The sequence below is a fragment of the Nocardia amikacinitolerans NBRC 108937 genome (genome assembly GCF_001612615.1).
Lineage (GTDB): Bacteria > Actinomycetota > Actinomycetes > Mycobacteriales > Mycobacteriaceae > Nocardia > Nocardia amikacinitolerans.
In genome coordinates this window covers 1-24,264 of sequence record NZ_BDAU01000008.1, presented here as the reverse complement: position 1 = coordinate 24,264, position 24,264 = coordinate 1, and the positions used below count along the sequence as shown (strand labels likewise).

7 protein-coding genes are annotated in these 24,264 nt (G+C 68.7%); 2 read left to right on the top strand and 5 right to left on the bottom strand.

Annotated elements, in window-relative coordinates:
• Positions 1-34: 34 nt before the first annotated feature.
• The 3 genes from NAM01S_RS07315 to NAM01S_RS07305 form a co-directional block, all read right to left on the bottom strand.
• Complete coding sequence (locus tag NAM01S_RS07315; protein WP_067781352.1) at positions 35-5,587, bottom strand: type I polyketide synthase; 5,553 nt, start codon at positions 5,585-5,587, stop codon at positions 35-37.
• Positions 5,584-19,410 (bottom strand): type I polyketide synthase, encoded by a 13,827-nt coding sequence (locus NAM01S_RS07310; protein ID WP_067781349.1) that lies wholly within the window; start codon positions 19,408-19,410, stop codon positions 5,584-5,586. Before NAM01S_RS07310 ends, NAM01S_RS07315 begins: the two co-directional genes overlap by 4 nt.
• Positions 19,411-20,861: 1,451 nt before the next feature.
• Positions 20,862-21,653, bottom strand: a complete 792-nt coding sequence (locus tag NAM01S_RS07305) for an esterase/lipase family protein (protein WP_218018352.1) — start codon at positions 21,651-21,653, stop codon at positions 20,862-20,864.
• Positions 21,654-21,787: 134 nt separating this feature from the next.
• Here NAM01S_RS07305 and NAM01S_RS07300 point away from each other — a divergent pair, with 134 nt between their 5' ends.
• Complete coding sequence (locus tag NAM01S_RS07300; protein WP_067781346.1) at positions 21,788-22,216, top strand: nuclear transport factor 2 family protein; 429 nt, start codon at positions 21,788-21,790, stop codon at positions 22,214-22,216.
• Positions 22,217-22,256: 40 nt separating this feature from the next.
• Entirely contained in the window at positions 22,257-23,132 is an 876-nt protein-coding gene (locus tag NAM01S_RS07295; RefSeq protein WP_067781343.1) for an alpha/beta hydrolase, read from the top strand.
• A 19-nt stretch (positions 23,133-23,151) separates the two neighbouring features.
• Here NAM01S_RS07295 and NAM01S_RS35650 read toward each other — a convergent pair whose 3' ends face one another.
• Together NAM01S_RS35650 and NAM01S_RS07285 are read right to left on the bottom strand one after the other, a co-directional pair.
• On the bottom strand, positions 23,152-23,337 hold the full coding sequence (locus NAM01S_RS35650) for a LuxR C-terminal-related transcriptional regulator (protein ID WP_067781341.1): 186 nt from the start codon (positions 23,335-23,337) through the stop codon (positions 23,152-23,154).
• 62 nt (positions 23,338-23,399) lie between these two features.
• Entirely contained in the window at positions 23,400-23,687 is a 288-nt protein-coding gene (locus NAM01S_RS07285; protein ID WP_067781338.1) for a hypothetical protein, read from the bottom strand.
• Between the last annotated feature and the right edge of the window lie 577 nt (positions 23,688-24,264).

The following is a 24,264-nucleotide window of genomic DNA, read 5'->3' as shown; positions in this document are numbered from 1 at the left end:
TCCGAACTCGAGCCAAGCTCGAGGAATTCAGTACTCAGGCTTCCAATTCGCTGTCGAGGATCGCGAAAAGCGCCGCTTCGTCGGCGTTTTCCACATCGTCGTCGCGAGGGACACCAGCGGTGTCGATTCGAGCTGTCCAACTGGTCGCAATGGACTGCAACCGAGCCGCGATCCGGGCCTTTTCCTGTTCGTCCCACTTCGCGGTCGCGAGGGCGGATTCCAAATCCTCGAAGACCGCATCGATCGAACGAACCGGCTTTTCCACCGGCCCGTCCGAGAGTTGTTCGCGGAGATACTCGGCAAGCGCCGCTGGTGTGGGGTAGTCGAAAACGACGGTGGCCGCCAGCGCGAGGCCGGTATCGGCTTTGATCCGGTTGCGCAGCTCGACCGCGCCCAACGAATCGAAGCCCAGATCCTGGAAGGTGCTGCGGTCGGCATCGGGCGCGGACACGGCGTCCCTGCCGAGTACCGCCGTCACGTGCGCGCGGACGGTATCGAGCACGACCTGCCGCTGCCGATCGGCGTCCAGGCCTGCGAGCCGTTGCCGCAGACCGGATATCACCACCGGGGTCGCCGCCGGACGGATGGCCGCCGGAGGTACCAGTTCCCGCAGCAGCGGTGGCAGCAGTCCGGCATCGGCCTTGGCGCGGATCGCGGTGGTGTCCACGCCGGTGATCACCGCGTGACCGGGACCCGTGTCGAGCACCGAATCCCATGCGGCCAAGGCCTGCTCGTCCGACAACGCGGTGAATCCGGCGCGCGTCGTCCTGGCCGTATCGGCATCGGTCAGGTGTCCGGTCATGCCGATGGAGCGTGCCCACGGACCCCAGGCCAGTGACCGACCTGCCAGCCCTCGCGCGCGCCGATGGGCGACCAGACCGTCGACGAAGGTGTTCGCCGCCGCGTAGTTGGCCTGGCCGGGGCCGCCGATCGTGCCCGACAGCGACGAGAACACCACGAATGCGGCCAGATTCAGGTGCGCGGTCGCCTCGTGCAGGTACCAGGCGGCGTCGGCCTTCGGCGCCAGTACCGCGTCCATCCGTTGTGCGGTCAACGAGGCGATGACCCCGTCGTCGAGCACACCGGCGGCATGGATCACACCCGACAACGGCCACTGCGCGGGCACTTCCGCGGGCAACCCGGCCACCGCACCGGCATCGGAGACATCACAGGCCACGACTTTCACTTGCGCGCCCGCCTGCTCCAACTTGGCGCACAAGGCGGCCGCACCCTCGGCCCGCGGGCCGCTGCGGCTCACAAGCAGCAACGACCGCACCCCGTGGTTGGCCACCACATGCCGGGCCACCGCCGCGCCCAAACCGCCGGTGCCGCCGGTGATCAACACCGTCCCCGTCCCGAAGGCGGGGGCATCGTCGCTCGCCACGGAAGGCTCACCGGTCGCGGGTCGGGTGAGCCGAGCGGTGTGGGTGACGCCGTCACGGACGACGACTTGGGGTTCACCCACGGCCAGAACGGTCGCCGCGAGCTGCTCGTCGACGCGGGTGTCCGCATCGACCACCACGATCCGACCCGGATCCTCCGTCTGCGCCGTCCGCACCAAGCCCCACACGGCGGCGCCAGGAAGATCGGTGAGGTCCTCACCGGCCAGTGCGACCGCACCGCGCGTGGCGATCAGCAGCGTGCTCGAAGCGAACCGATCCTGGCCGAGCCACGCCTGCACCACCTCGAGAATCCGGGCGACCTCGGTGTGGGTGGTGGCTACGACGTCGCCGTCGGGGTGGTCGCCCCACCCGGCTCCAGCCTCGACCACCACCACCGGGGGCACCGGCGACTCCGAATCCAAACGGTCCCACCGACCAACGCCCGCATCCAGCGCCGCGGACTCGAGCGCGGCGGGCGACCACACCACTTCCAGCACCTGCTCGGCCCGACCGCCCGCACCCGCGGCGGCCGCGGCCAGCTGCTTCAGCGGCGTCGCCCGCATCGTCACCGATCCCGACAACACCGGTCGCCCCTGCTCGTCGGCCACCCACACCGACACCGACGAACCGGTCCTGGTCAGACCCACGCGCAACGCCGACGCTCCGGTCGAGTACAGCGACACCGACTCCCACGAGAACGGCAGCACCACCTGTCCGGCGCCGATCTCGAGCACACCGGCGAGCAGTCCCGACTGCAAGGTCGCGTCCAGCAATGCCGGGTGGATTCCGAAGCCCTCCCCGCGCACCCCGGTCTCGGCACTCGCGGCGATCTCGGCGAACACCTCATCGCCGCGTCGCCACAGCGCCCGCACACCTTGGAAAGCCGGGCCCAGGTCGTAACCGCGCGTCAGGAACTTGGTGTACGCGACCTCGACGCCGGTCGCTCCGGCAGGCGGCCAAGCCCCCAGTTCGGGTTCGGCCGTGTCGTCTCGGCCGGTCAACAGGCCGCGCGCGTGCAGTACCCACTGTCCGGCGTTGTCGTGTTCGGCGCGGGAGTAGATAGAGATCGGCCGCTGCGGGGACTCCTCGCTGGGCCCGCCGACGACGACCTGAATCCGCCGACCGCCGGTCGCGGGCAGCACCAGCGGCGCCTGCAACATCAATTCCTCGAGCACCGGGCACCCGGCTTCGGCACCGGCACGCAACGCCAGCTCAACGAACCCGGTCCCAGGCAACAACAAGACCCCGCCGATGACATGGTCGGCCAACCACGGCTGCGTCAGCGGTGACAGGCGCCCGGTCAGGACGACACCACCATCCGCCATCGGCAATGCCGCGTCCACCATGGGATGGTCGACCACTCTCGAATCCAGGGATTCGACCCTCGCGGTGCCGAGCGAGGGTTCGAGCCAGTAGCGACGACGCTGGAAGGCGTAGGTGGGCAACGACACTCGCGAGGCAGGGCGAGCGGCGAAGTACACGCTCCAGTCGACATCGACACCGACGACGTGTGCATGGGCCAGGCAGTTCACGAACTGCTCGACCTCGGCACGCCCTCGCCGTGCTCCGGCGATCACCGACGACTGCGATTCGCTGTCGTCCGACAGGCATTGCCTGGTCATCGCCGTGAGCACCGCGTCGGGACCGATTTCCAGGAATCGGCGCACGCCCGAGGCCACCAGGGTCTCCACGCCGCGAGCGAACTGCACCGCCGAGCGAACCTGGCGAACCCAGTAGGCGGGTTCCAGCACTTCGTCACCGGCGATCCGGCCGGAGAGATTCGACACCAGCGGGATCTGCGGGCGCCGGTAGGTCACCTCGCGTGCGACAGCCTCGAATTCGGCCAGCATCGGATCCATCCGGTGGGAATGGAACGCATGCGACACCCGCAACCGCGAGGTCTTCCTGCCGCGGTCGGCGAACGACTGCTCGATTTTCGCCACCGCCTCCTCGTCGCCGGAAACAACAACGGCGACAGGAGAATTCACGGCAGCGATCGAGACACCGTCGACGAGCGCCTCGGAAACCTCGTCCTCGCTCGCCGCGATGCCCAGCATCGCGCCGCCTTCGGGCAACTGCCCCATGAGGCGGCCACGCGCGGCGACCAACCGGCACGCGTCCGGTAGCGACCACACGCCGGCGAGATAGGCGGCGGCCAACTCACCGATCGAATGTCCGATCAGGACGTCGGGCGTCACGCCGAACGAGTCCAGGAGCCGGCCCATCGCGACCTCATACGCGAACAGCGCGGGCTGGGTGAACTCGGTCCGATTCAGGACATCGGCATCGGCGGGACCCTCGGCCGGTAGGCCGGTGAACATCACCTGCTTCAGCGAACAGCCGAGCAGCGGGTCGAACTGCTCGCACAGCTCGTCCACCGCGGCGGCGAATGCGGGGAACGCCTCGTACAGTTCACGTCCCATCCCGACCCGCTGCGCACCCTGTCCGGTGCACAGGAAGGCCGCCTTGCGCGGCGCCGCCTGCCCTGCCGTCACGCCGCCGACGGTGCTGGCCGAACCGTGTTCGGCGAGTGCCGCCAGTCCGGCGAGCATCGTCTCGCGGTCGTCGGCGCCGACCGCGGCCCGCCAGTCGAGCCGCGCGCGGGTCGTCAGCAGCGAATAGCCGATGTCTTCGACTGGCGCGTCCGGGTTTTCAGTCACCCATTGCCGCAATTTGGTCGCCTGCGCGCGCAACGCGTCCTCGGTCTTCGCCGATAGCAGCCACGGGGCGACACCGGCGGCCACCGCCTGCGCACCACGATCGGTGGTGTCGTCCGCCAGTTCGGCGAGCGCCTCCTCCGCAGCGGGCGCCTCCTCCAGGATCACGTGCGCGTTGGTGCCGCTGGCGCCGAAGGAGGACACGCCTGCGCGACGCACCCGCTCGCCCGCCGGCCACGGTTCCGCCGTGGTGAGCAGCCGCACCGATCCCGCCGACCAGTCCACATGCGGCGTCGGAGCATCGACATGCAGTGTCGCGGGCAGCGTTTCGTGCCGGAAGGCCTGCACCATCTTGATCACGCCGCCCACACCGGCCGCGGCGGAGGTGTGGCCGATGTTCGACTTGAGCGAGCCGATCCGCAGCGGCTCTCCGGCGCGATCGCGTCCGTAGGCGGCGATCAGCGCCCGCGCCTCGATCGGGTCACCGAGCGTCGTGCCGGTGCCGTGCGCTTCGACCACATCGACGTCGGCGGGCGCCAGACCGGCACTGGCGAGGGCCTGCGCGATCACCTTTTCCTGCGACGGACCGTTCGGAGCGGTCAAATGGCTGCTCGCGCCGTCCTGGTTGACCGCGCTGCCGCGGATGACCGCGAGGACCTGGTGGCCGTGCCTGCGCGCGTCGGACAACCGCTCGATCGCGAGCATGCCGAGGCCCTCGGAGAATCCGGTTCCGTTCGCCGCCGCCGCGAAGGCCTTGCACCGGGCATCCGGGGACAGCGCACCCTGCCGGGCGAAGGCGATCAACAGCGTGGGGTCGGACATCACGGTGACACCGCCCACCAGAGCGAGAGAGGTCTCGCCCTGCCGCAGCGCCTGACACGCCAGATGCAGGGCGACCAGCGACGACGAGCACGCCGTGTCCACCGAGAGCGTCGGACCTTTGAAACCGAAGGTGTAGGCGACGCGCCCGGACAGGACGCTGGCCGAAACACCCAGGTAGACATGACCTTCCGATTCGGCGGTCAGGCCAGGCGAACCCACGCGCGGGCCGTAGTCCTGGTGGATCACGCCGGCGAACACTCCGGTGTCGCTGCCGCGCAACGTCACCGGATCGATGCCGGCGTCCTCCAATGCCTCCCATGCCGCTTCCAGGAACAGGCGCTGCTGCGGGTCCATCGCTTCGGCCGCGCGCGGGCCGATGCCGAAGAACGCGGCATCGAAATCGCCCGCCGCGTCGAGGAATCCGCCTTCCCGCGTGTAGATGGTGCCCGGCGCGTCCGGATCGGTGTCGAACAGGCGATCCAGGTCCCAGCCTCGGTCGGCAGGGAAGGGACCGACGGCGTCGGCACCGGAAGCGACCAGATCCCACAGCTGCGCGGGAGTTTCGACTCCGCCCGGATACCGACAGCTCATGCCGACGATCGCGATGGGTTCGCCTGCACGCTCTTCCAGATTCTGGATGTGCTTCTTAGCGGCGCGCAGGTCTCCGGTGAGCTTTCTCAGATACCGGCTGAGCCGTTCCTCGTTACTGGCGGCTGGGCTGCTCATGCTGGACCAAACTCCTCGTCGATGAGGTCGAAAAGCTCACTGTCGGAATGGAAATCGAGGTCGTCGTAGGCACCGTCCGGCGACCTGCCCGTCAGATAGGTGCGCAGGCGCTCGTTGACGCCACGCAATCCGGCGACGGTCTCGTCGTTGTCGCTGCCGTCGGCGATGATCCGCTCGAGCAGGGCCTCCAGCCGCGCGATGTCGTCGGACACGGCCGATGCCGGTTGCGCGTGCGCTGTCGGCACGGTCTGTTCCAGCAGGTAGTCGGCGACATCTCCCGCGGTCGGGTAGTCGAAGACCAACGTCGAGGGCAGCGACAGACCCGTCAGCCTGGCGAGCCGGTTCCGGAACTCGACGCCGCCGAGGGAATCGAAGCCGAGTTCGCTGAAGCCGCGATCGGCTCCGATGTCGTCGGCCGAGCCGTAACCGAGCACCGCCGCCACGTGTTCGCGCACCAGATCGAGGACGACCCCGCGTCGCCTCGCCTCCGGTACACCGTGCAGACGCTCCTCGAGCGACAGTTCACGCCTCGATGCCGGTGCCGACCGGCCGCGTGCGCGAACGAACCCGCGCAGCACCGCCGGAATCGGACCGGCATGCGCTTCCATGCGCAGTTTGTCGGTATCCAGCCGCAACAGCGCAGGCACCGGTTCGGCCGTGGTCAGCGATTCGTCGAACAATCGAAGGCCGTCGGTACGGTCCAGCGGAGCAAGGCCCAGCCGCTCCAACCGGTTCATGGCCGCGCGGTCCAGCGCGCCGGTCATGCCGATGTCCTGCTGCCACGGCCCCCAGGCGAGTGCGAGCGCAGGCAGTCCCTCGGCACGGCGTTGCCTCGCGAGGGCGTCCAGGAAGCCGTTCGCGGCAGCGTAATTCGCTTGCCCCGCCGAGCCGATCATTCCGGCGATCGAGGAGAACAGCACGAACGCCGACAGATTCAGGTCCCTGGTGAGCTCGTGCAGATGCCAGGCCGCGTCCGCCTTGGCAGCGAACACCCGATCGACCTGGTCGCCGGTGAGCGTGTGGAACGTGCCGTCGTCGAGCACGCCCGCGGCGTGGACGACACCGGTGAGCGGGTGCTCCGCGGGCAGGCCGTCCAGCAGCTCGCGAAGCGCGTCGCGGTCGGTGACATCGCAGGCGGCGATCCGCACCTCGGCACCGGATCGGGAGAGTTCCGCGGCGAGTTCCCTCGCTCCGTCGGCACGCTCGCCGCGACGGGATACCAGCAGTAGTCGCCGCACACCGTGCGTGGTGACCAGGTGCCGGGCCAGCAGCGCGCCCAATCCCCCGGTCCCGCCGGTGATCAGCACCGTGCCGGAACCGAACGCTATTTGCTCGGCTGCCTGGGCGGTCAGCACCTCCAGTCGCGGTGCCAGGACGTGGTCGCCCCGTACTGCCACCTGCGGCTCTCCGCTCTCGAGCACGGCTCGAATCGCATCGGCGGAAATCTGCTGTGCACCAGCAGATTCGCCCACGTCGAGCAGCACGATTCGCTCCGGGTACTCGGTCTGCGCGCTGCGTATCAGCCCCCACACCGCGGCTGATGCGGTGTCCGGCGTCTCCTCGGGCAGGGCTGCCGCACGGCTGGTCAGCACGACCAGCCGCGACCGTGCGAATCGCTCGTCGGCCAACCAATCTCGCACCGTGCGCAAGGCGGCAGCGACCCGGTCCCGTGCAGGCGACTGCGAATCGCCGTGCAGCGCAGCGGCTTCGGACCACACCACGACGTCTGGCACCGTCGAAGCCGAGGCGAGCGCGGTCGGATCCGGATACCGATCGTCGATGCCGTCCACACGCGCGGCTCCCAGCACGGCCGTACTTCCGGTCCCGGTGTGTCCGTCGGGCTTCTCCATCGGCACCCAGCGCAACCCGTACCGTGCCGCGCGTCCGCCCGGCAGTGTGGCGCGGAACTGCTGGACGTCGTAGGAGCGCATAACGGCTTCGTCGATGGTGACCACCGGCGTTCCGTCCTGGTCGACGGCCACCACGGTGATCGCCTCACCGCTGCGGCGGATGGCCATCACCCGCAACGTCCGGACCGTGGACGTGGTGTGGATTTGTGTCGCGCCCCAACGGAACAGGAGTTTGCCCTCGGTGGGATCGCCCTTGTGGTCCGGCCAGATCAAACAGGCGATTCCGGCATGCATCACCATGTCGAACAGCGCCGGATGCAGCTGGAATCGGTCGGCCGGGAATTCCTGGTTCAGGGTGACCTCGGAGAACACCGTGTCACCGCTGCGCCACGCGGCATCCACGCCGAGGAACGAGGCGCCGTATTCCAGTCCGGCGGCACGGGCCACCTGGGCCGGAATCCAGTCGGTATCCACCGGTTCGGCGTCGACCGGCGGCCACGGAGCGTTTCGCAGCATGTCCATCAGTCCGATGTCGGTCAGCTGCCTACCGCTCAGCACGCCACTGGCGTTGCGCGTCCACTCACTGCCTGCCCCATCGCCGGTGCGGCGATAGTGGAACGTGAACGATCTACGTCCCGTGGAATCCGGTTCCCGCACCAGCACCTGGAGTTCGACCTCGCCGTCCGCGGGCGGGAGGATCGGCGTCTCGAGGATGAGTTCCTCCACGGCACCGCATCCGATCCGCGGCGCCGCGACCAGCAGCATCTCCATGAGCGCGGCACTCGGGACGACCACAACGCCGTAGGTGGTGTGGTCGGCGATCCAGGGATGGGTGCGCAGCGAGAGCCGCCCCGTGAACAGCCACTCGTCGCGGTCGGCCACTCGCACCACGTCGGTGAGCAGCGGGTGTTCCGAGGTCGCGTTGCTCGTCTCCACCGGGCTGGGTTCGAGCCAGTACCGCCGATGTTCGAAGGCATAGGTGGGCAGGGCGATTCGTGCCACCCGGCGGGTGGTGAACAGCGGATTCCAGTCGACGGACAGCCCGGCGGTGTGCGCGTGGCCGAGCAGGGTCAGGAACTGTTCGACCTCGTCCTGCTCTCGACGGGCCGCCGCGGCGACCACCGATCGAGACTCGACGTCCTCGGGCAGCGTGTGCCGCGTCATCGCCGCCAGCACCGCGTCGGGTCCGACTTCGAGGAAGCGGCGTACACCCGATGCCACCAGCGTCTCGACACCGGGCGCGAACCGCACCGCGGCGCGCACCTGTGCCGCCCAGTACCCCGGATTCAGGATTTCGTCGCCTGCGACCCGTCCGGAGATGTTCGACACCAACGGAATTCGCGGTGCGTTGAAGGTCATTCGCGCCGCGACCGCCTCGAACTCCGCCAGCATCGGCTCCATCCGAGGGGAATGGAACGCGTGCGACACCCGGAGTCGGCTCGTCTTGCGACCGCGCTCGGCGAACTGCCGGTCGATCTCCTCGATGACCTCCGCGTCACCCGAAACCACCACGGCCCCAGGCGCGTTCACCGCAGCAAGGGACACACCATCACCGAATCCGGCCAGCGCCGCGTGGATTTCGGTCTCGGACGCGGCGACCGCGAGCATGGCGCCGCCCGACGGCAGCGCGTCCATCAGCCGACCGCGTGCCGCGACCAGCTCGCAGGCGTCTTCCAGCGACCACACGCCGGCCACGTACGCCGCGGCCAGTTCACCGATCGAGTGCCCGATCACCATGTCCGGGACGAGCCCGAACGACTCCAGCAGCCGATACAGCGCCACTTCGAACGCGAACAGCGCGGGCTGGGTGAGCCGGGTCCGGTCCAGAATGCCGGTCTCCGCTGACCCTTTCGAGCGACCTGACAAGCTGTCGCCGGCGGTGACGCCCTGATCGTCGATCAGGTGTCCGGTGAGTATCGCCTGCTTCAGCGAGCATCCGAGCAACGGATCGAACCGGGCGCACACCTCGTCCAGCGCGGCGGCGAATACCGGGAAGGCCTCGGCGAGACCCGCACCCATTCCGACCCGCTGCGCGCCCTGACCGGTGAACAAGAAGGCGGTCTTCCCCGAGCCCGCGGCGCCGGAAACCACTCCGGCCGAGGCGGATCCGGCGACCAGCTTCGCCAGCCGCGCGAGCAGCTCGTCGCGATCGGAACCGAGGACCATCGCGCGCCACTCGTGCCGCGCACGTGTCGTGGCGAGCGAATAGGCCACATCCGCCGGATCGGCGTCGGGGTGATCGATCAGCCACTGCTGCAGTTTCGCCGCCTGCGCCCGCAGGGCGTTCTCGCTCTTGGCCGACACCACCCAGGGCACCGCCGCGAGCGGGTGGTCGGTAGCAGGTGGCGAGACGACGGGCTGCGGGGCGGGCGCCTCCTCGAGGATCAGGTGGGCGTTGGTTCCGCTGACTCCGAACGAGGACACACCGGCCCGGCGAACCGCACCTCCTGCGCGCCATGGTTCGGGCTGGGTCAGCAGGCGCACCGCGCCCGCGGACCAATCCACGTGCGGGGACGGCGCTTCCGCGTGCAGCGTCGGGGGCAGCGTTTCGTGTCGCAGCGCCTGCACCATCTTGATCACGCCACCGACACCGGCCGCGGCCACGGTGTGACCGATGTTCGACTTGATCGATCCGATGCGCAGCGGCTGCCGATCCCCACGCTCCTGCCCGTATGCCGCGATCAACGCGTTGGCTTCGATGGGATCCCCCAGGGGAGTTCCGGTTCCGTGCGCTTCCACCGCATCCACGTCGGCGGGTGTGAGGCCGGCATTCGCGAGGGCCTGCGCGATCACCCGCTCCTGCGACGGACCGTTCGGCGCCGTCAGGCCATTGCTCGCACCGTCCTGATTGACCGCACTGCCCCGGATGACGGCCAGGACGTCGTGGCCGAGCCGCTGTGCGTCCGACAGCCGCTCCAGGATCAGGACGCCCACGCCCTCGGCGAAGGCCACACCGTCGGCCGCTGCGGAGAACGCCTTGCAGCGGCCATCCGGCGACAGGCCGCGTTGCCGCGCGAAATCCACGGAGAGATAAGGGGTCGCGGCCACCGTGACGCCACCGGCGACGGCCAGCGATGTTTCGCCCTGACGCAGGGCCTGACAGGCCAGATGCATGGCCACCAGTGAGGACGAGCATGCGGTATCGATCGTGACCGCCGGTCCCTCGAGGCCGAACACGTAGGCCACCCGGCCGGAGACGACGCTGTGGGTGGTGCCGGTCAGCCGGAATCCTTCCAGGTCGCCGGTCACCCGGTCGACGTATCCGGAGGCGCACGCACCCGCGAACACACCGGTGTCGCTGCCGCGCAAGGTGTTCGGGTCGATTCCCGAATCCTCCAGCGCCTCCCAGGACGCTTCCAGCAGCAACCGCTGCTGCGGATCCATCGCCAGGGCTTCGCGCGGGCTGATGCCGAAGAACCCGGCGTCGAAATCGCCCGCGTCGTCCAGGAATCCGCCGCCGCGGCTGTAGACCGTGCCAGGCTTGTCCGGGTCCTGGTCGATCAGCCGCTCGAGATCCCAGCCGCGATCGTCGGGGAACTCGGTGGTGGCATCGGTCCCCGACCGCACCAGATCCCACAACTGCTCCGGGGTTCGGACGCCGCCGGGGAATCGGCAGCTCATGCCGACGATCGCGATGGGCTCGTCCGCGCGGACGCGGCGCGACAGCCGTGCGGTCCTGGGACCGGATTCTGTTCCCTCGATCTTGGACCGCAAGAGCGTGGCGACCGCCGCGGCGGTGGGATGGTCGAAGACCAGGGTGGACGGCAGCTGGACACCGGTGGCCTTCGACAGCCGGTTGCGGAATTCGACGCCGCCGAGCGAGTCGAATCCCAGCGCGTCGAATCGCTCGTCGGGGCTGATGTCTTCGGCGGAACGGTGTCCCAGCACGGCCGCCGCGTGCTCCCTGACCAAGTCGAGCACGACCTCGGCGCGTTGGCCCTCCGGTACCCGGCTCAGTCGTGTGCCAAGCGAACTCGACGCGGCCGCCGTCCGTTCCGTGGTGCGGGGCAGGAAACCACGGAACACCGCGGGCACCGCACCGTCGCGCGCTTCGCGCCGCAGCTCCGCCGGGTCGAACCCGATCGCCGCCAGGTGCGCGGCGACGCGGTCACCGGCCGCATCGAACAGCCGGAGGCCTTCGTCGTTCCCGAGTGGGTGGAGGCCGAGCCTTTCCCAGCGGGCGACGGCGCCGCGGTCCAAGCCACCGGTCATGCCCGCGGCGGAGTTCCAGGGTCCCCACGCCAGCGAAGTCGCGGACAGCCCTTCGGCTCGGCGACGCAGCGCCAGCGCGTCGAGGAATGCGTTGGCCGCCGCGTAGTTGGCCTGTCCCGCCGATCCGATCGTTGCCGCGACAGAGGAGAACAGCACGAAGGCCGACAGGTCACGGTCGCGGGTGAGGTCGTGCAGGTGCCATGCGGCGGCGGCCTTCGAGTCGAATACTCGCCGCACTTGCTCGGCGGTCAGGCTCGCGAGGGTGCCGTCGTCGAGGACGCCCGCCGCGTGGACGACGCCGGTCAGCGGATGATCGGATTCGATCGAATCCAGCAGCGAGCGGAGGGCTTCTCGATCGCCGACATCGCAGGCCGCCACCCGGACAGCAGCACCCGCTTCCGACAGCTCGGACACCAGTCGCGTTGCGCCGTCAGCGGTTTCGCCACGCCTGGAGACGAGCAGCAAATGGCGTACTCCGTGTGCGGAGACCAGATGTCGTGCCACGAGCGCGCCGAGGCCGCCGGTGCCGCCGGTGATCAGTACGGTGCCGGTACCGAACGACGGGTGGGCCTGGCCCGGCTCGGCATCGTGCTGGGCTCGTGCTCTCGCAAGCCTCGGCACCAGCAACGCGCCGTCGCGCACCGCGGCCTGCGGTTCGTCTGCCGCGATCACCGCGCCGATCAGCGTCGGGTAATCCATGGACGCGGCGGCCGACGAGTCGGCGTCGAGCAGGACGAACCGGCCAGGATACTCGGATTGGACGCTGCGCAGCATGCCCCAGACGGCTGCCGCGGCGAGATCCGGTGCCGCGCAGGGCAGCCCGGCACCGTTCGTGGTCAGCACGACCAGGCGAGTGTCGGCCAGACGGTCTTCGGCCAACCAGGCCTGTACCGTCGCCAACACCGTTTCCAGGTGACCGCGAACAGCCACCGGATCGTCGGCCGCGGCGCCGATCCCCGGATGCCAGCACACGACATCCGGAATCACCTCTGCCGCAGCGATTTCCGACGGGACCGGATAGCCGGTGTCGATTCCGGCGACCGGCACCGACCCGAGGACGGCCATCCGGTCCGCGGACGAACTGGATGTCACCGCCGGTGCCGGCGTCCACTGGATCTCGTAGAGGTCGGCGTCGTCCCCGGCCAGCGTGGCGCGCATCTGTTTCACGTCGTATGGCCGCATGACGACCGCGTCGACGGAGATCACGGGCCGTCCCGAATCATCGACGGTCGCCACCGAGATCGTCTCCGGGCCGGTCGCTACGGCGATGACCCGCAGCGCCGTCGCCTTGACCAGCGGCTGGTGCAGTCGCGCCCCGCCCCAGCGGAACAGCAACCGGCCGGTGTTCGGATCGCTGTCCTGGTCGTGCCAGACGAGCCCGGCCAGTCCGGCGTGCATCACCAGGTCGAGCAGGGCGGGATGCAGAGCGAACCGCTCGGGTTCGGGCGCGGCCGCCGTGTCCAGGGTGATCTCGGAGAAGACGGTTCCCCCGCGCTGCCATGCGGCGTCGACGCCGAGGAACGCCGGACCGTATTCGAGTCCGGATCCCTTGGCGATCCGCTCGGGAATCCATGCGGTGTCGAGGATTTCGGCGTCGGCAGGCGGCCACGCTTCGTCGCGCAGCCGGTCCAGCAGAGCGTCGTCGCCGTCCCAGGAGGGGGCCAGGACGCCGCTGGCGTTGCGCACCCATTCGCCCGCCGCCTTGCGGAAGTAGAAGTCGAACGGTCGTCGCCCGGTCCCGTCCGGCTCCCGCACCGACACCTGGAGTTCGACCTCGTCGTCCTCCGCCGGAAGGATCGGAGCCTCCAGGGTCAGCTCCTCGACGACGCCGCAACCGATTCCGCTGCCCGCGACGAGCAGGAACTCGACGAGCGTCGCGCTCGGCAGCACCACGGTGCCGTAGGTCATATGGTCGGCGACCCACGGGTCGGTCGGCAGCGAGAACCGGCCGGTGAAAACGAACTCGTCCTTACCCGCCACCGGGACGACGCCGGTGAGCAACGGGTGGCCGTGGGGGTCACCGGTCGCTTCGGGGCGCGGCGGCAACCAGTACCGCTGGTGTTGGAAGGCGTAGGTGGGCAGGGGAACTCGCCGTCGCGCCGGTCGACGGAACAGTCGCGTCCAATCCACGCGCGCACCGGACGTGTGAGCGTGCGCCAGCATCGTCAGGAATTGTTGGGGCTCATCGTGATCCCGGCGCGCGGCGGCGGCCACCACCGCTTCCACACCCTCCGGAAGGGTCTGCCTGGTCATCGCCGCCAGCACCGCGTCGGGCCCGATCTCCAGGAATCGGCGCACATCCGAGGCGATCAGCGTCTCGATACCCGGCGCGAATCGCACCGCGGCCCGCACCTGCCGAACCCAGTAGGCGGGTTCCAGCATCTCGTCACCGGCGAGCAGGCCGGACACGTTCGACACCACCGGAAGGCGAAGCCGGTGGTACACCAGTCCCTTTGCGACCAACTCGAATTCGGCCAGCATCGGCTCCATCCGATGCGAGTGGAAGGCGTGACTGACCCGCAGCCGCGAGGTCTTCCTTGCGCGCTCGACGAACAGGGCCTCGATCTCGGCGACCGCGTCCTCGTCACCCGAGATCACCAGAGCCTCGGGCGCGTTCACGGCGGCGACCGACACTCGGCCGGGATACCGAGCGACGACATCGTTCACCTCGGTTTCGGACGCCCCGATGGCGAGCATCGCGCCGCCCTCGGACAGCGCACCCATGAGACGGCCGCGTGCTGCCACCAACCGGCAGGCATCCTCGACCGACCACAGGCCCGCGACGTACGCAGCCGCGACTTCGCCGATCGAATGGCCGATCAACACGTCCGGGGTGACGCCGAACGATTCCAGCAGGCGATACAGCGCCACCTCGAAGGCGAACAGCGCGGGCTGGGTGAACTCCGTCCGATCCAGATCCGTGGCACCGGTACCGCCGGTGAACATGAGTTGCTTCAGCGAGCATCCCAGCAGCGGATCGAACTGGGCGCACACCGCGTCCAACGCGTCCGCGAAGACCGGGAACGCTTCGTACAGACCGGCGCCCATGCCGATCCGCTGGGCGCCCTGACCGGTGAACAGGAATGCCGTCGTCCCCGATCCTGCGGCGCCCGCGACGACGCCGGTGCCGGTTCCCGATTCGGCGAGACTCGTCAACCGTTCCAGCAACTCGTCCCGATCGCGACCGAGGACCACAGCACACGAATCCAGCTGCGCCCGTGCGGTCGCCAGCGAGTAGGCCGTCTCCGTGATGTCGATCTCCGGCCGCTCCGACAACCACTCACGCAGCCGCGCGGACTGGCCACGCAGACCTGCGTCGCCCTTGCCCGACACCAGCAAGGGAATGAGCGGCACGGTGGTGTTCGACCGCCGCTCCGCGCCGCCTTCGCGGTCGCCCTCGGCAGCCGCGACCGGGACGGCCGGGGCTTCTTCGAGGATCACGTGCGCGTTGGTGCCGCTGATACCGAACGACGACACGCCCGCCCGGCGCACTCGATCGCCCACGGACCACGGTTCGGCCTCGGTCAGCAGACGCACCGCGCCCGCGTCCCAATCCACGTGCGGCGACGGCGAATCGACGTGCAGCGTGCGCGGCAGCCGTTCGTGCCGCATCGCCTGCACCATCTTGATCACACCGGCCACACCGGCGGCGGCAACGGCGTGGCCGATATTCGACTTCAAGGAACCGATCCGCAACGGTTCCCGATCGGCGCGATCCTGTCCGTAGGCGGCGATCAACGCCTGCGCTTCGATCGGATCGCCCAGGGCCGTACCGGTTCCGTGCGCCTCCACCGCGTCCACGTCGACCGCCGAGATCCCCGCATTGGCGAGGGCCTGCGCGATGACCCGCTCCTGCGACGGGCCGTTCGGCGCGGTCAAGCCATTGCTCGCGCCGTCCTGGTTCACCGCACTACCGCGAACGACGGCAAGGATGTTGTGGCCGAGCCGCTGGGCGTCCGAAAGTCGTTCGAGCACAAGGACACCCGCGCCCTCCGACCACGCCACACCGTCGGCGGCGGCCGAGAACGCCTTGCAACGACCGTCCGGTGACAGGCCGCGCTGCCGGGCGAAGTCCACGTAGAGATACGGACTCGCCGCGACCGTCACACCACCGGCGAGAACAAGCGAGCTGTCGCCCTGGCGCAGCGCCTGACACGCCAGATGCACCGCCACCAGCGACGACGAGCACGCCGTATCCACCGTGACCGCCGGACCTTCCAGGCCGAACACGTACGCGACGCGACCCGAGATGACGCTGTGCGACGTGCCGGTCAGCCGGAAGCCCTCCAGGTCACCGGTCACCCGGCCGGAGTATCCCGACGAGCAGGCACCGGCGAAGACGCCGGTGTCGCTGCCCCGCAACGACGTCGGGTCGATGCCCGCGTCCTCCAGTGCTTCCCATGCCGTTTCGAGCAACAGCCGTTGCTGCGGATCCATCGCCAGCGCTTCGCGGGGGCTGATGCCGAAGAAGCCGGGGTCGAAATCACCCGCATCGCTGAGGAATCCGCCATGGCGCGAGTAGACCGTGCCCGGCTTGTCGGGGTCCGGGTCGAACAGCCGGTCCAGATCCCAGCCGCGATCGGTCGGGAAGTCGCCGATCGCGTCCCGGCCCGCGGCCACCAGGTCCCACAAATCCTCGGCCGACCGCACACCGCCCGGGAATCGGGCACCGATGCCGACAATGGCGATCGGTTCGTCGGACATCTGGGAGGGTTGGCCGACGGAGCTGGTGAGCTCGGCGCGCCGCTTCCTATGGTCGGTCCCCGTGACGCGTGCCCGGAGCAGCGCCGCGACCGCGGTCGCGGTCGGGTGGTCGAAGACGAGCGTCTTCGGCAGCGGCACACCGGTGGCCCGAATCAACCGGTTCCGCAGCTCCACTCCGCTGACGGAGTCGAAGCCGAACTCGGTGAACGGCAGGTCGGGGTCGATCGACCGGGCCGACTCGTGGCCGAGCACCGCGGCGGCATGCTCGCGAACGATGTCGAGAACTACTGTGTCGCGCTGATATTCGGGTGCCGCCGCCAGTGTGCGAGCGAGCGGGCCGTCGTCCCACTGCTCATCGCGCTCGGATGGTCGCCCCTCGGAAACGCGTTCCTCGGTTGCCGCATCGACGTCGGTCACACCGGTCGAACCACCGGAAGCGACCGGCACACCGGACCAGAAGTCGCGACGCTGGAACGCGTACGGCGGCAGGTCGACCCGCGCGCCGCCTTCGACCAACACCGCCGGATCCACCTGCACGCCAGCGCAATACGCCTGCGCCAAGGACGCCGCGAACCGTTCCGGCCCGCCCGCACCGCGCCGCAACGACCCGACAACGGAGACGCCCTCGGCCGCACCGGCCGCCTCGGCGGTTACCCCGATGCCCATCGTGAGCACCGGATGCGGACTCGTCTCGACGAACGCGTTGATGCCGTCCGCGATCAGCGCCGTCACAGCGTCGGCGAATCGAACCGGTTCCCTCAGCGACCGATACCAGTAGTCGGCGTCCAGTTCCGCCGTATCCAAGCGGTCGGCGAAGACCGTGGAAAAGAACGGCACCGAACCGGATTGCGGGCGAATCGGTTTCAGTTCCTCTAGCAACCGATCGCGTAGCCGCTCGACCGCCTTCGAATGCGACGCGTAATCCACCGGAATCCGGCGGGCCCACACACCGGCCTCGGCGCAGGCGGCGAGAAACTCCTCCATCGCAGGAACATCACCGGCTATCACGGTCTGCGCCGGTCCGTTCACCGCCGCCAACGACAGCCGGTCCCCGCACGCCGACAAACGTTCCCGGACCGCGTCGGCGCCGAGTCCGATCGAGGCCATACCGCCCCGTCCGGCCAGCTCGTCGGCGACCGCCCGCGACCGGAGCGCGACCACACGCGCCGCGTCCGGCAGCGACAGCCCACCGGCGATGTGGGCGGCGGCGATCTCGCCCTGGGAATGGCCGATCACCACGTCCGGCTCCACACCGGCCGCCCGCCACATCCGGGCCAGCGAGACCATCACCGCGAACAGCACCGGCTGCACCACGTCCACGCGCTCCAGCGGGGGCGCGTCCGCTTCCCTGCGCAGCACCGCCGTCAGCGACCAGTCCACGTACGGCCGCAGGGCCGCTTCACATTCCGCGATCGACTCCGCGAACACCCCACCCGCATCCAGCAGGCCGAGCGCCATGCCCTCCCACTGGCTGCCCTGCCCCGGGAACACGAACGCGACCCGGCGCTGCTCGGCGCGCTCGGTTGTCGGCTCGAGCGATACGGCGGGCGCGGTCGGGTCTGTCAGGACCGCCAAACCGGCCAGCAGCTCCGCTCGATCCTGTCCGACGACATTGCCGCGCCACTCCATCTGCGCTCTGGTTGTCAGCAGCGAATGCGCCACATCGACCGGATCCAGCTCAGGATGGCGGAGCAGCCACTCGCGGAGCCGGGCCGCTTGCGCCCGCACACCGTCCTCCGTGCGGGCCGACACCACCAATGGCACCGCACCGGGCGCGCCGCTTACCGCTGATGCGGCGGCCCCGACGGCGGGCGCCTCCTCCATGATCACATGGGCATTCGAGCCGCCCATACCGAACGACGACACACCCGCACGGCGTACGTCGTCCGCGGGCCAGCTCTCGGTGCCGGTTACGACCCGTAAACCCAGCTGCTCGAGCGGAATTCGCGGATTCGGCGTCTCGAAGTTCAGGCTGGCCACCAGTTCTCGGTGGGCCAGACAGAGCACGGTCTTGATCAGGCCCGCGATACCGGAAGCACCTTCCAGATGCCCGATGTTCGTCTTGACCGATCCGACGGCCAGCGGTGCGTCCGTGGCCCGGTGCACGCCGTAGGTTTCGCCGAGCGCGGCGGCTTCCACCGGATCACCGGCGGGTGTTCCGGTGCCGTGCAATTCGACGTACTGCACCGACGGCGCCGCGACACCGGCGGCGCTGATGGCGGAGCGGATCGCCGCCGCCTGCGCATCCCGGCTCGGCGCGCTCAGCACTCGGCGTTCGTTGCCGGTGTTGACCGCGCTGCCGCGGATCACGGCGTGAATCCGGTCGCCGTCGGCGATCGCCCTGGCCAGTGGTTTCAGCACCACCACGCCGCCACCCTCGCCGCGCACGAACCCGTCGGCCCGCGCGTCGAAGGTGTGGCACGCGCCGAGCGCCGACTGCGCGCCGAATTGTTCGATGCGTTCACCGCTCGTCGGCGACAGAATCAGGTTCAGGCCACCGGCCAGAGCCACCTCGCTCTCGCCGCTGCGCAGGCTCTCACAGGCCAGATGCACCGCGACCAGCGAGGATGCTTGGGCGCTATCGACGACGATGCTCGGTCCGCTGAAACCGAAGTAGTTCGAGACGCGATTGGCGATGACGCCACGTCCGACACCCCACAGCGAGTGGCGGCTGACACCCGGACCGCCTTGGGAGGCAACGATTTCGGCGAAGTCTCCGCCCGTGCAGCCGAGGTAGACGCCACATCGCCGGGCATCGCGTGCGGTGGCGGCCAGGCCCGCGTCCTCGAGCGCTTCCCAGCTCAATTCCAGCGCCAGCAGCTGTTGCGGATCGATCGCCCGCGCTTCGTTGGGCGAGACACCGAAGAAATCCGCGTCGAACTGACCTGCGGTGTCGATGAATCCGGCCCGCTCGGTGAGGTTCGCGCGCGTGGAAGGAGCTGCGCCGATCGCGGCGCGCCCTGCTCTGAGCAGCTGCCAGAAACTGTCGAGATCGGCCGCTCCCGGCATTCTGCAGGACATGCCGATGATGGCGACGGCAAAGGCCGATCCGTTCACCTCTGAACATCCTTCCTCAGCGCACGCTGTGACCCCCCGTCACGATCGATTCGTGGTTAAACCAAAGATTGCGTTAAGATTTATTGAGACAGTCCGGCGCAGACGGCTCATATTTCGCCATAACGGATTTCGACATTGTCGAGGGTCGGCGAATCGCCCCGAATAATGCGAAACGTCTTCCACGGACAGCCCAGAAGAGACGACGCAGGTCAGGACGAAACCTGACTGTGCCGTCGGGCTCAGTAGAGCAATCGATCAGCGAGCGACGCTGAAAATGAAGCGCTACGAGGGATGCCAGCGGATCGCGGCGCGCGTTAGAGGGGGTAGTGCCCGAACAAGGTGCGCAGTCGCACCTACGCTATGGCGATGTGGATTGGCACAACGATCCCTCTCGGAATTTCGTACGACAGCACAGGATTCATGGTTACTGAACAGTATTTGCACGATCTCGAGCTTGTCAACCGTCCTGACGCATCGCGCTGGTTACCCTGACCGAGGACGAGCCGCGGGCTCGATCGAGTCGAAGATCGCCGGTCGACTCCGGCGCGGGATCGGCGAGGAACCGATGGACCGTCGGCATCGTCCGCCGCGGTCCTCGTGCGCCGCACGAACGAATCAGGCAACCCGCAGACCTGGCAACCGACGCCGAGAGCATGACCGCCCGTGCCCCCAGTGATGCGGCGGGCGATCCGAGCGCACGCGGCGACTACAACGAGGCCTTCCCCAGGTGCCCCACTCCCGGTTGCGGTTGCCGGTTCGCAGCGCCGCATATTTGACCGATCGGTCGCAACATCCTAGTATCTCGAAACATGGCGCGTGCCAAGGAATTCGACCCCGGCGCGGTGGTCGAACTCGCACCGGAACGGTACCGGCAGCGCGGCTACGAAGCGACCTCGGCATCGGATCCGACCGAGCACCTCGCTACCGCCCGCACACCCGCGGGCTCGGCCATATACGCGAGCTCTTCACGAAGGCACCGCAACACCACGCGGAGGCCGCCGACGTGCGCGGGGGAATCGACTCGGCCGGGTCCGGACCTGCTTGCAACGCCCAGATCCGGTCCAGGATCGAATCATTTTGGGCGCGAAGGGAAAAAGATCCGCTCGCGCTGGTCGCGGGAGAACCGACTCCCGGCACGAATCCGCACCGGGGAGTGAGCGGCGGCCCCTCGAGGAGCGGATCCCATCGACGATGGCCGACGGCTGTTCCGGTACGTATCCGCCGCACTGACAGCGACCCGCCCGTGACGGGCTAGGCCGAAGCTCCGCGGGTCGCATCCGCGCCGCGCTGTCCCGCGTCGGAGGCGGCCGCCAGCGACGGGTCGCCGAGGAAGTCACCGGCGAACGTGATGGGCTGAGGGAACGACCGAGCGTTCGCTGGGCGTCGCGCTTGCCGGGCACCCAGACTCGGCCCCGCCTCGCAGATGCGAGACGGGGCAGAGGCTCAGCCGCCTACCTCACGAAGTTGCGCACGCCATCGAAAACCGTCGCCGACGACAGCAGCCCGAGATGGCCTAGGCACAGCGTCCGGGTGTTGGCGGCACCGCTGAGAATGGTGCTCTCATCGGGGTTGATGATCTCGTCGCACGGCGACCACCAGGTGCCGTAGTTCACCTGACCGGGGGTTTCGTCGGCGCTGTTGAGTTCGGCCAGGAAGGCCGAGCCGGGCCGCATCTCCACGCAGGAGGCGTCGAAGCATCCGTTGGCAACGTCGGTGCCATGGTTGGGGCCGCCGATGGAGACCCAGTCGTCGACGAAATTCAGGCCGTCCAGGTTCTTCAGGTACCAGCGACTGTTGAGGCCGCCCATCGAGTGGGTGACCACGTCGACCTTGGCGGCACCTGTCTTCGCGCGCAGCGCATCGACCTGCGCTTTCACCTCCAGCGCGATGTCCCCGTTCGGCTGGGAGCTGTCGTAGCTGAATCGTGCCAACTCTTTTATGGAGTACCCCGCGCCCAGGAATCGGCCCCACATGTAGTCCCAGTTCGACGCCGATCCCTGCCAACCGTGGACGAAAAGGATCGGATCTCGCGGCGGCGCCGCGGCAGCTTCCGGCGCGGCGATGCCGAGTGAAGCGGCAGCCGTAGCGACCGAGGTGATCGCGGCCATCGCGAGGCGGCGCGTGATCGTTGTGATGTGCATGATTCGAACTCCGATCTGCTCGCTGCGCTGCGAGCAGACAGAAACTAGCGCCGCAAGGTTTATCCCGCTCACTGTGAAACATGATCGTGTCGAGCCGGCCACCGCCCATTCCGCCGCGTTCCGGCAGCGCTGATCGATCCCGGCCGGCCGGTCCGGTGCCCGTTGTGCAGCTTGTTGCAGGGGATATGCAGCGACTGCCCTTCCGGCGCAAGGGGTTCGGCGGTAAGGATCGCAGTATGGATCGTTTCGATGTCATCGACACCTGTACCCGCATGGTCTGGCTTACCGATCACCGCGAGTGGGACGCACTCGAGCAGGTCTTCGCCGAACAGGTGACGCTGGACTACACCAGCCTCAACGGCGGCGAACCGGTGGTGCTGACCCCGGCGCAGATCGTCGGCGCCTGGCGCGAGACTCTCGGCGGGTTCGCCGCGACCCAGCATCTGCTTGCCAACCACCTGGTCACCATCGACGGTGACACCGCGGTGTGCACGGCCTCGTTCCAGGCGACGCACCGCAAAGCCGAGGCCTTCGGCGCGTCGTTGTGGACGCTGGGCGGCAGCTACCGGTTCGACCTCGTGCGCACCGACGGCACTTGGCGGATCCGAGGCGTGGTGATGACCGCGCTGTGGGGCGACGGCAATCGCGGCCTGCTGCCCGGATGAAAGCACTGACAGCGACGACCGCTTCGGCGAGAGGAACGAAATGACGAAGGTCGAATTCGACAGTGCCGGTGTGAAACTCGTCGGCAACCTGTTTCTGCCCGATACCGAGGGACCGGTGCCCGGCGTGGTGGTCGCGGGGACATGGACCAGTGTGAAGGAGATGATGGCCGATCGATACGCCCAGCGGCTGGCCGAACGTGGTTACGCGGCATTGTCGTTCGATTTCACCGGCTTCGGTGAGTCGGACGGTTCTCCGCGCGACTTCGAGTCGCCGGAACGCAAGATCAGCGACATCGGCAGTGCCGTCGGCCTTCTCGCCGCGCACGACGCGGTCGACGCCGATCGCATCGGCGCGCTCGGCATCTGCGCGGCCGCGATATACATGTCGGGCAACGCCGCCCGCGATCCCCGCGTGAAGGCGCTGGCGCTGGTCGCTCCGTGGCTGCACGACGCCGCGGTGTGTGAGCAAGCCTACGGCGGGCCCGAGGAGGTGGCCGCGAAGATCGAAGCCGCACGCACCGCGCGCGCTCGGTTCGAGCAGACCGGCGAGGTCGACTACGTGCCGGTGGTGGGCAGCGCCGAGGAACAGGCCGCCATGCCGTACGAGATCGACTTCTACCTCAATCCGGAACGCGGCGGAATCCCGCTGTGGCCCAACCGGTTCGCCGTGATGTCCTGGGTCGACTGGCTCACCCACGACTCGATCGCGCCCGCCGCGCGGATCACCCAGCCGACCGTGCTCGTGCACAGCGAGGACGCGGCGATCCCCGAGGGGGCGCGCCGGTTCCACGCCGGGCTCGCCGGGCCGAAGGACTTCCTGTGGACCCAGGGCAGTCAGTTCGACTTCTACGACCAGGAGCCGCAGGTCACCATCGCCATCGATACGGTCGCGGCACACTTCGCCCGCACCCTCTGACGCACCCTGCCACCCGGTTTCACAGCCAGCCCTTCTCCTTGGCGAGCAGCGCGGCCTGGAACCGGGTCCTGGCGCCGAGACGGTCCATCGCCGATGCCACATGGGCGCGGAACTTCCGCACCGACACGTTCATCGACCGCGCGGCCGTTTCGTCGGTGTCGTGGCAGGTCAGCGCCTGCAAGACCCGCAGTTCCGTGGCGGACAACGGTCGTTCGTGGATTCGCCGCGCGGAATCGGCTGGGGTGGGCAGGAATTCGACCGGGCTGACTATATTTCCGTGCGGTGTTCCGCCTCCAGTTCCCGCAGCGCGTCCCAGGCGGCGGACAGTCCAGCCAGCTGACGTTGCGCCTCGGCGAGCCGTCGATGCATCAGTATCTCCACCGCTGCGGCCAGGGACTTGGGGGTCAGATCATCGTGCAACAACCCCAATGCGCGCAGCTCGGCGAGAACCGCACGCTCGGCCGGAGTAGGCGCCTCGTCGAGCCCGTGTTCTCGCAGCAGTCGCCGATAAATGCGTTCCTGCTCGGCGGTGAGCCCCAGCCGGTTCAGCGCCATCGTGGCCCTCGTCGGCCCTGAGACGACGCGACCCCACTGATCCCGAGACCGACCACCAGTGCCCGGCGGTCACCGTTGTGCAATGTGTCCATGGTTCTCCGCAAAACCGGAGCGCTCCTGCGCGCTCGATGAATTCGTCTCGCCTAGAACGACGACACCGCCCCTCGAAATGTGAGTCGCCGCATGAACTTCCGCACTTCGCTGCGGCATGCCGAACTGGCCGAAGGTCCGGGACTGCCGACGACTACGCGTGGGGTGGCGACCGCAACGAATCACCTGCAGATCACACAGTCGACTGGTCGACATCGCTCCGGCAATGCAGTTCTTCCAACGTCGGCAAGAAGCGCACGATCGTAGCGGCAGAACGCGCAAGAACACTGCGGCAGAACGCGCATACTTACGTCGCCGATCTGATCAACCGAGACGTGATGCAGCTGTCCGAGATCGAACGCATCGCAGAGATGTTCACCCTGGCCAACCTCGTCGCGGCGAGGTCCGGTCAACCCCTGGTGCCCCGCGCCCTCGCTCGCCGGCTCACCATCTTGCGCAAAATCGACGGTAGTCAAATGGCGGCTTA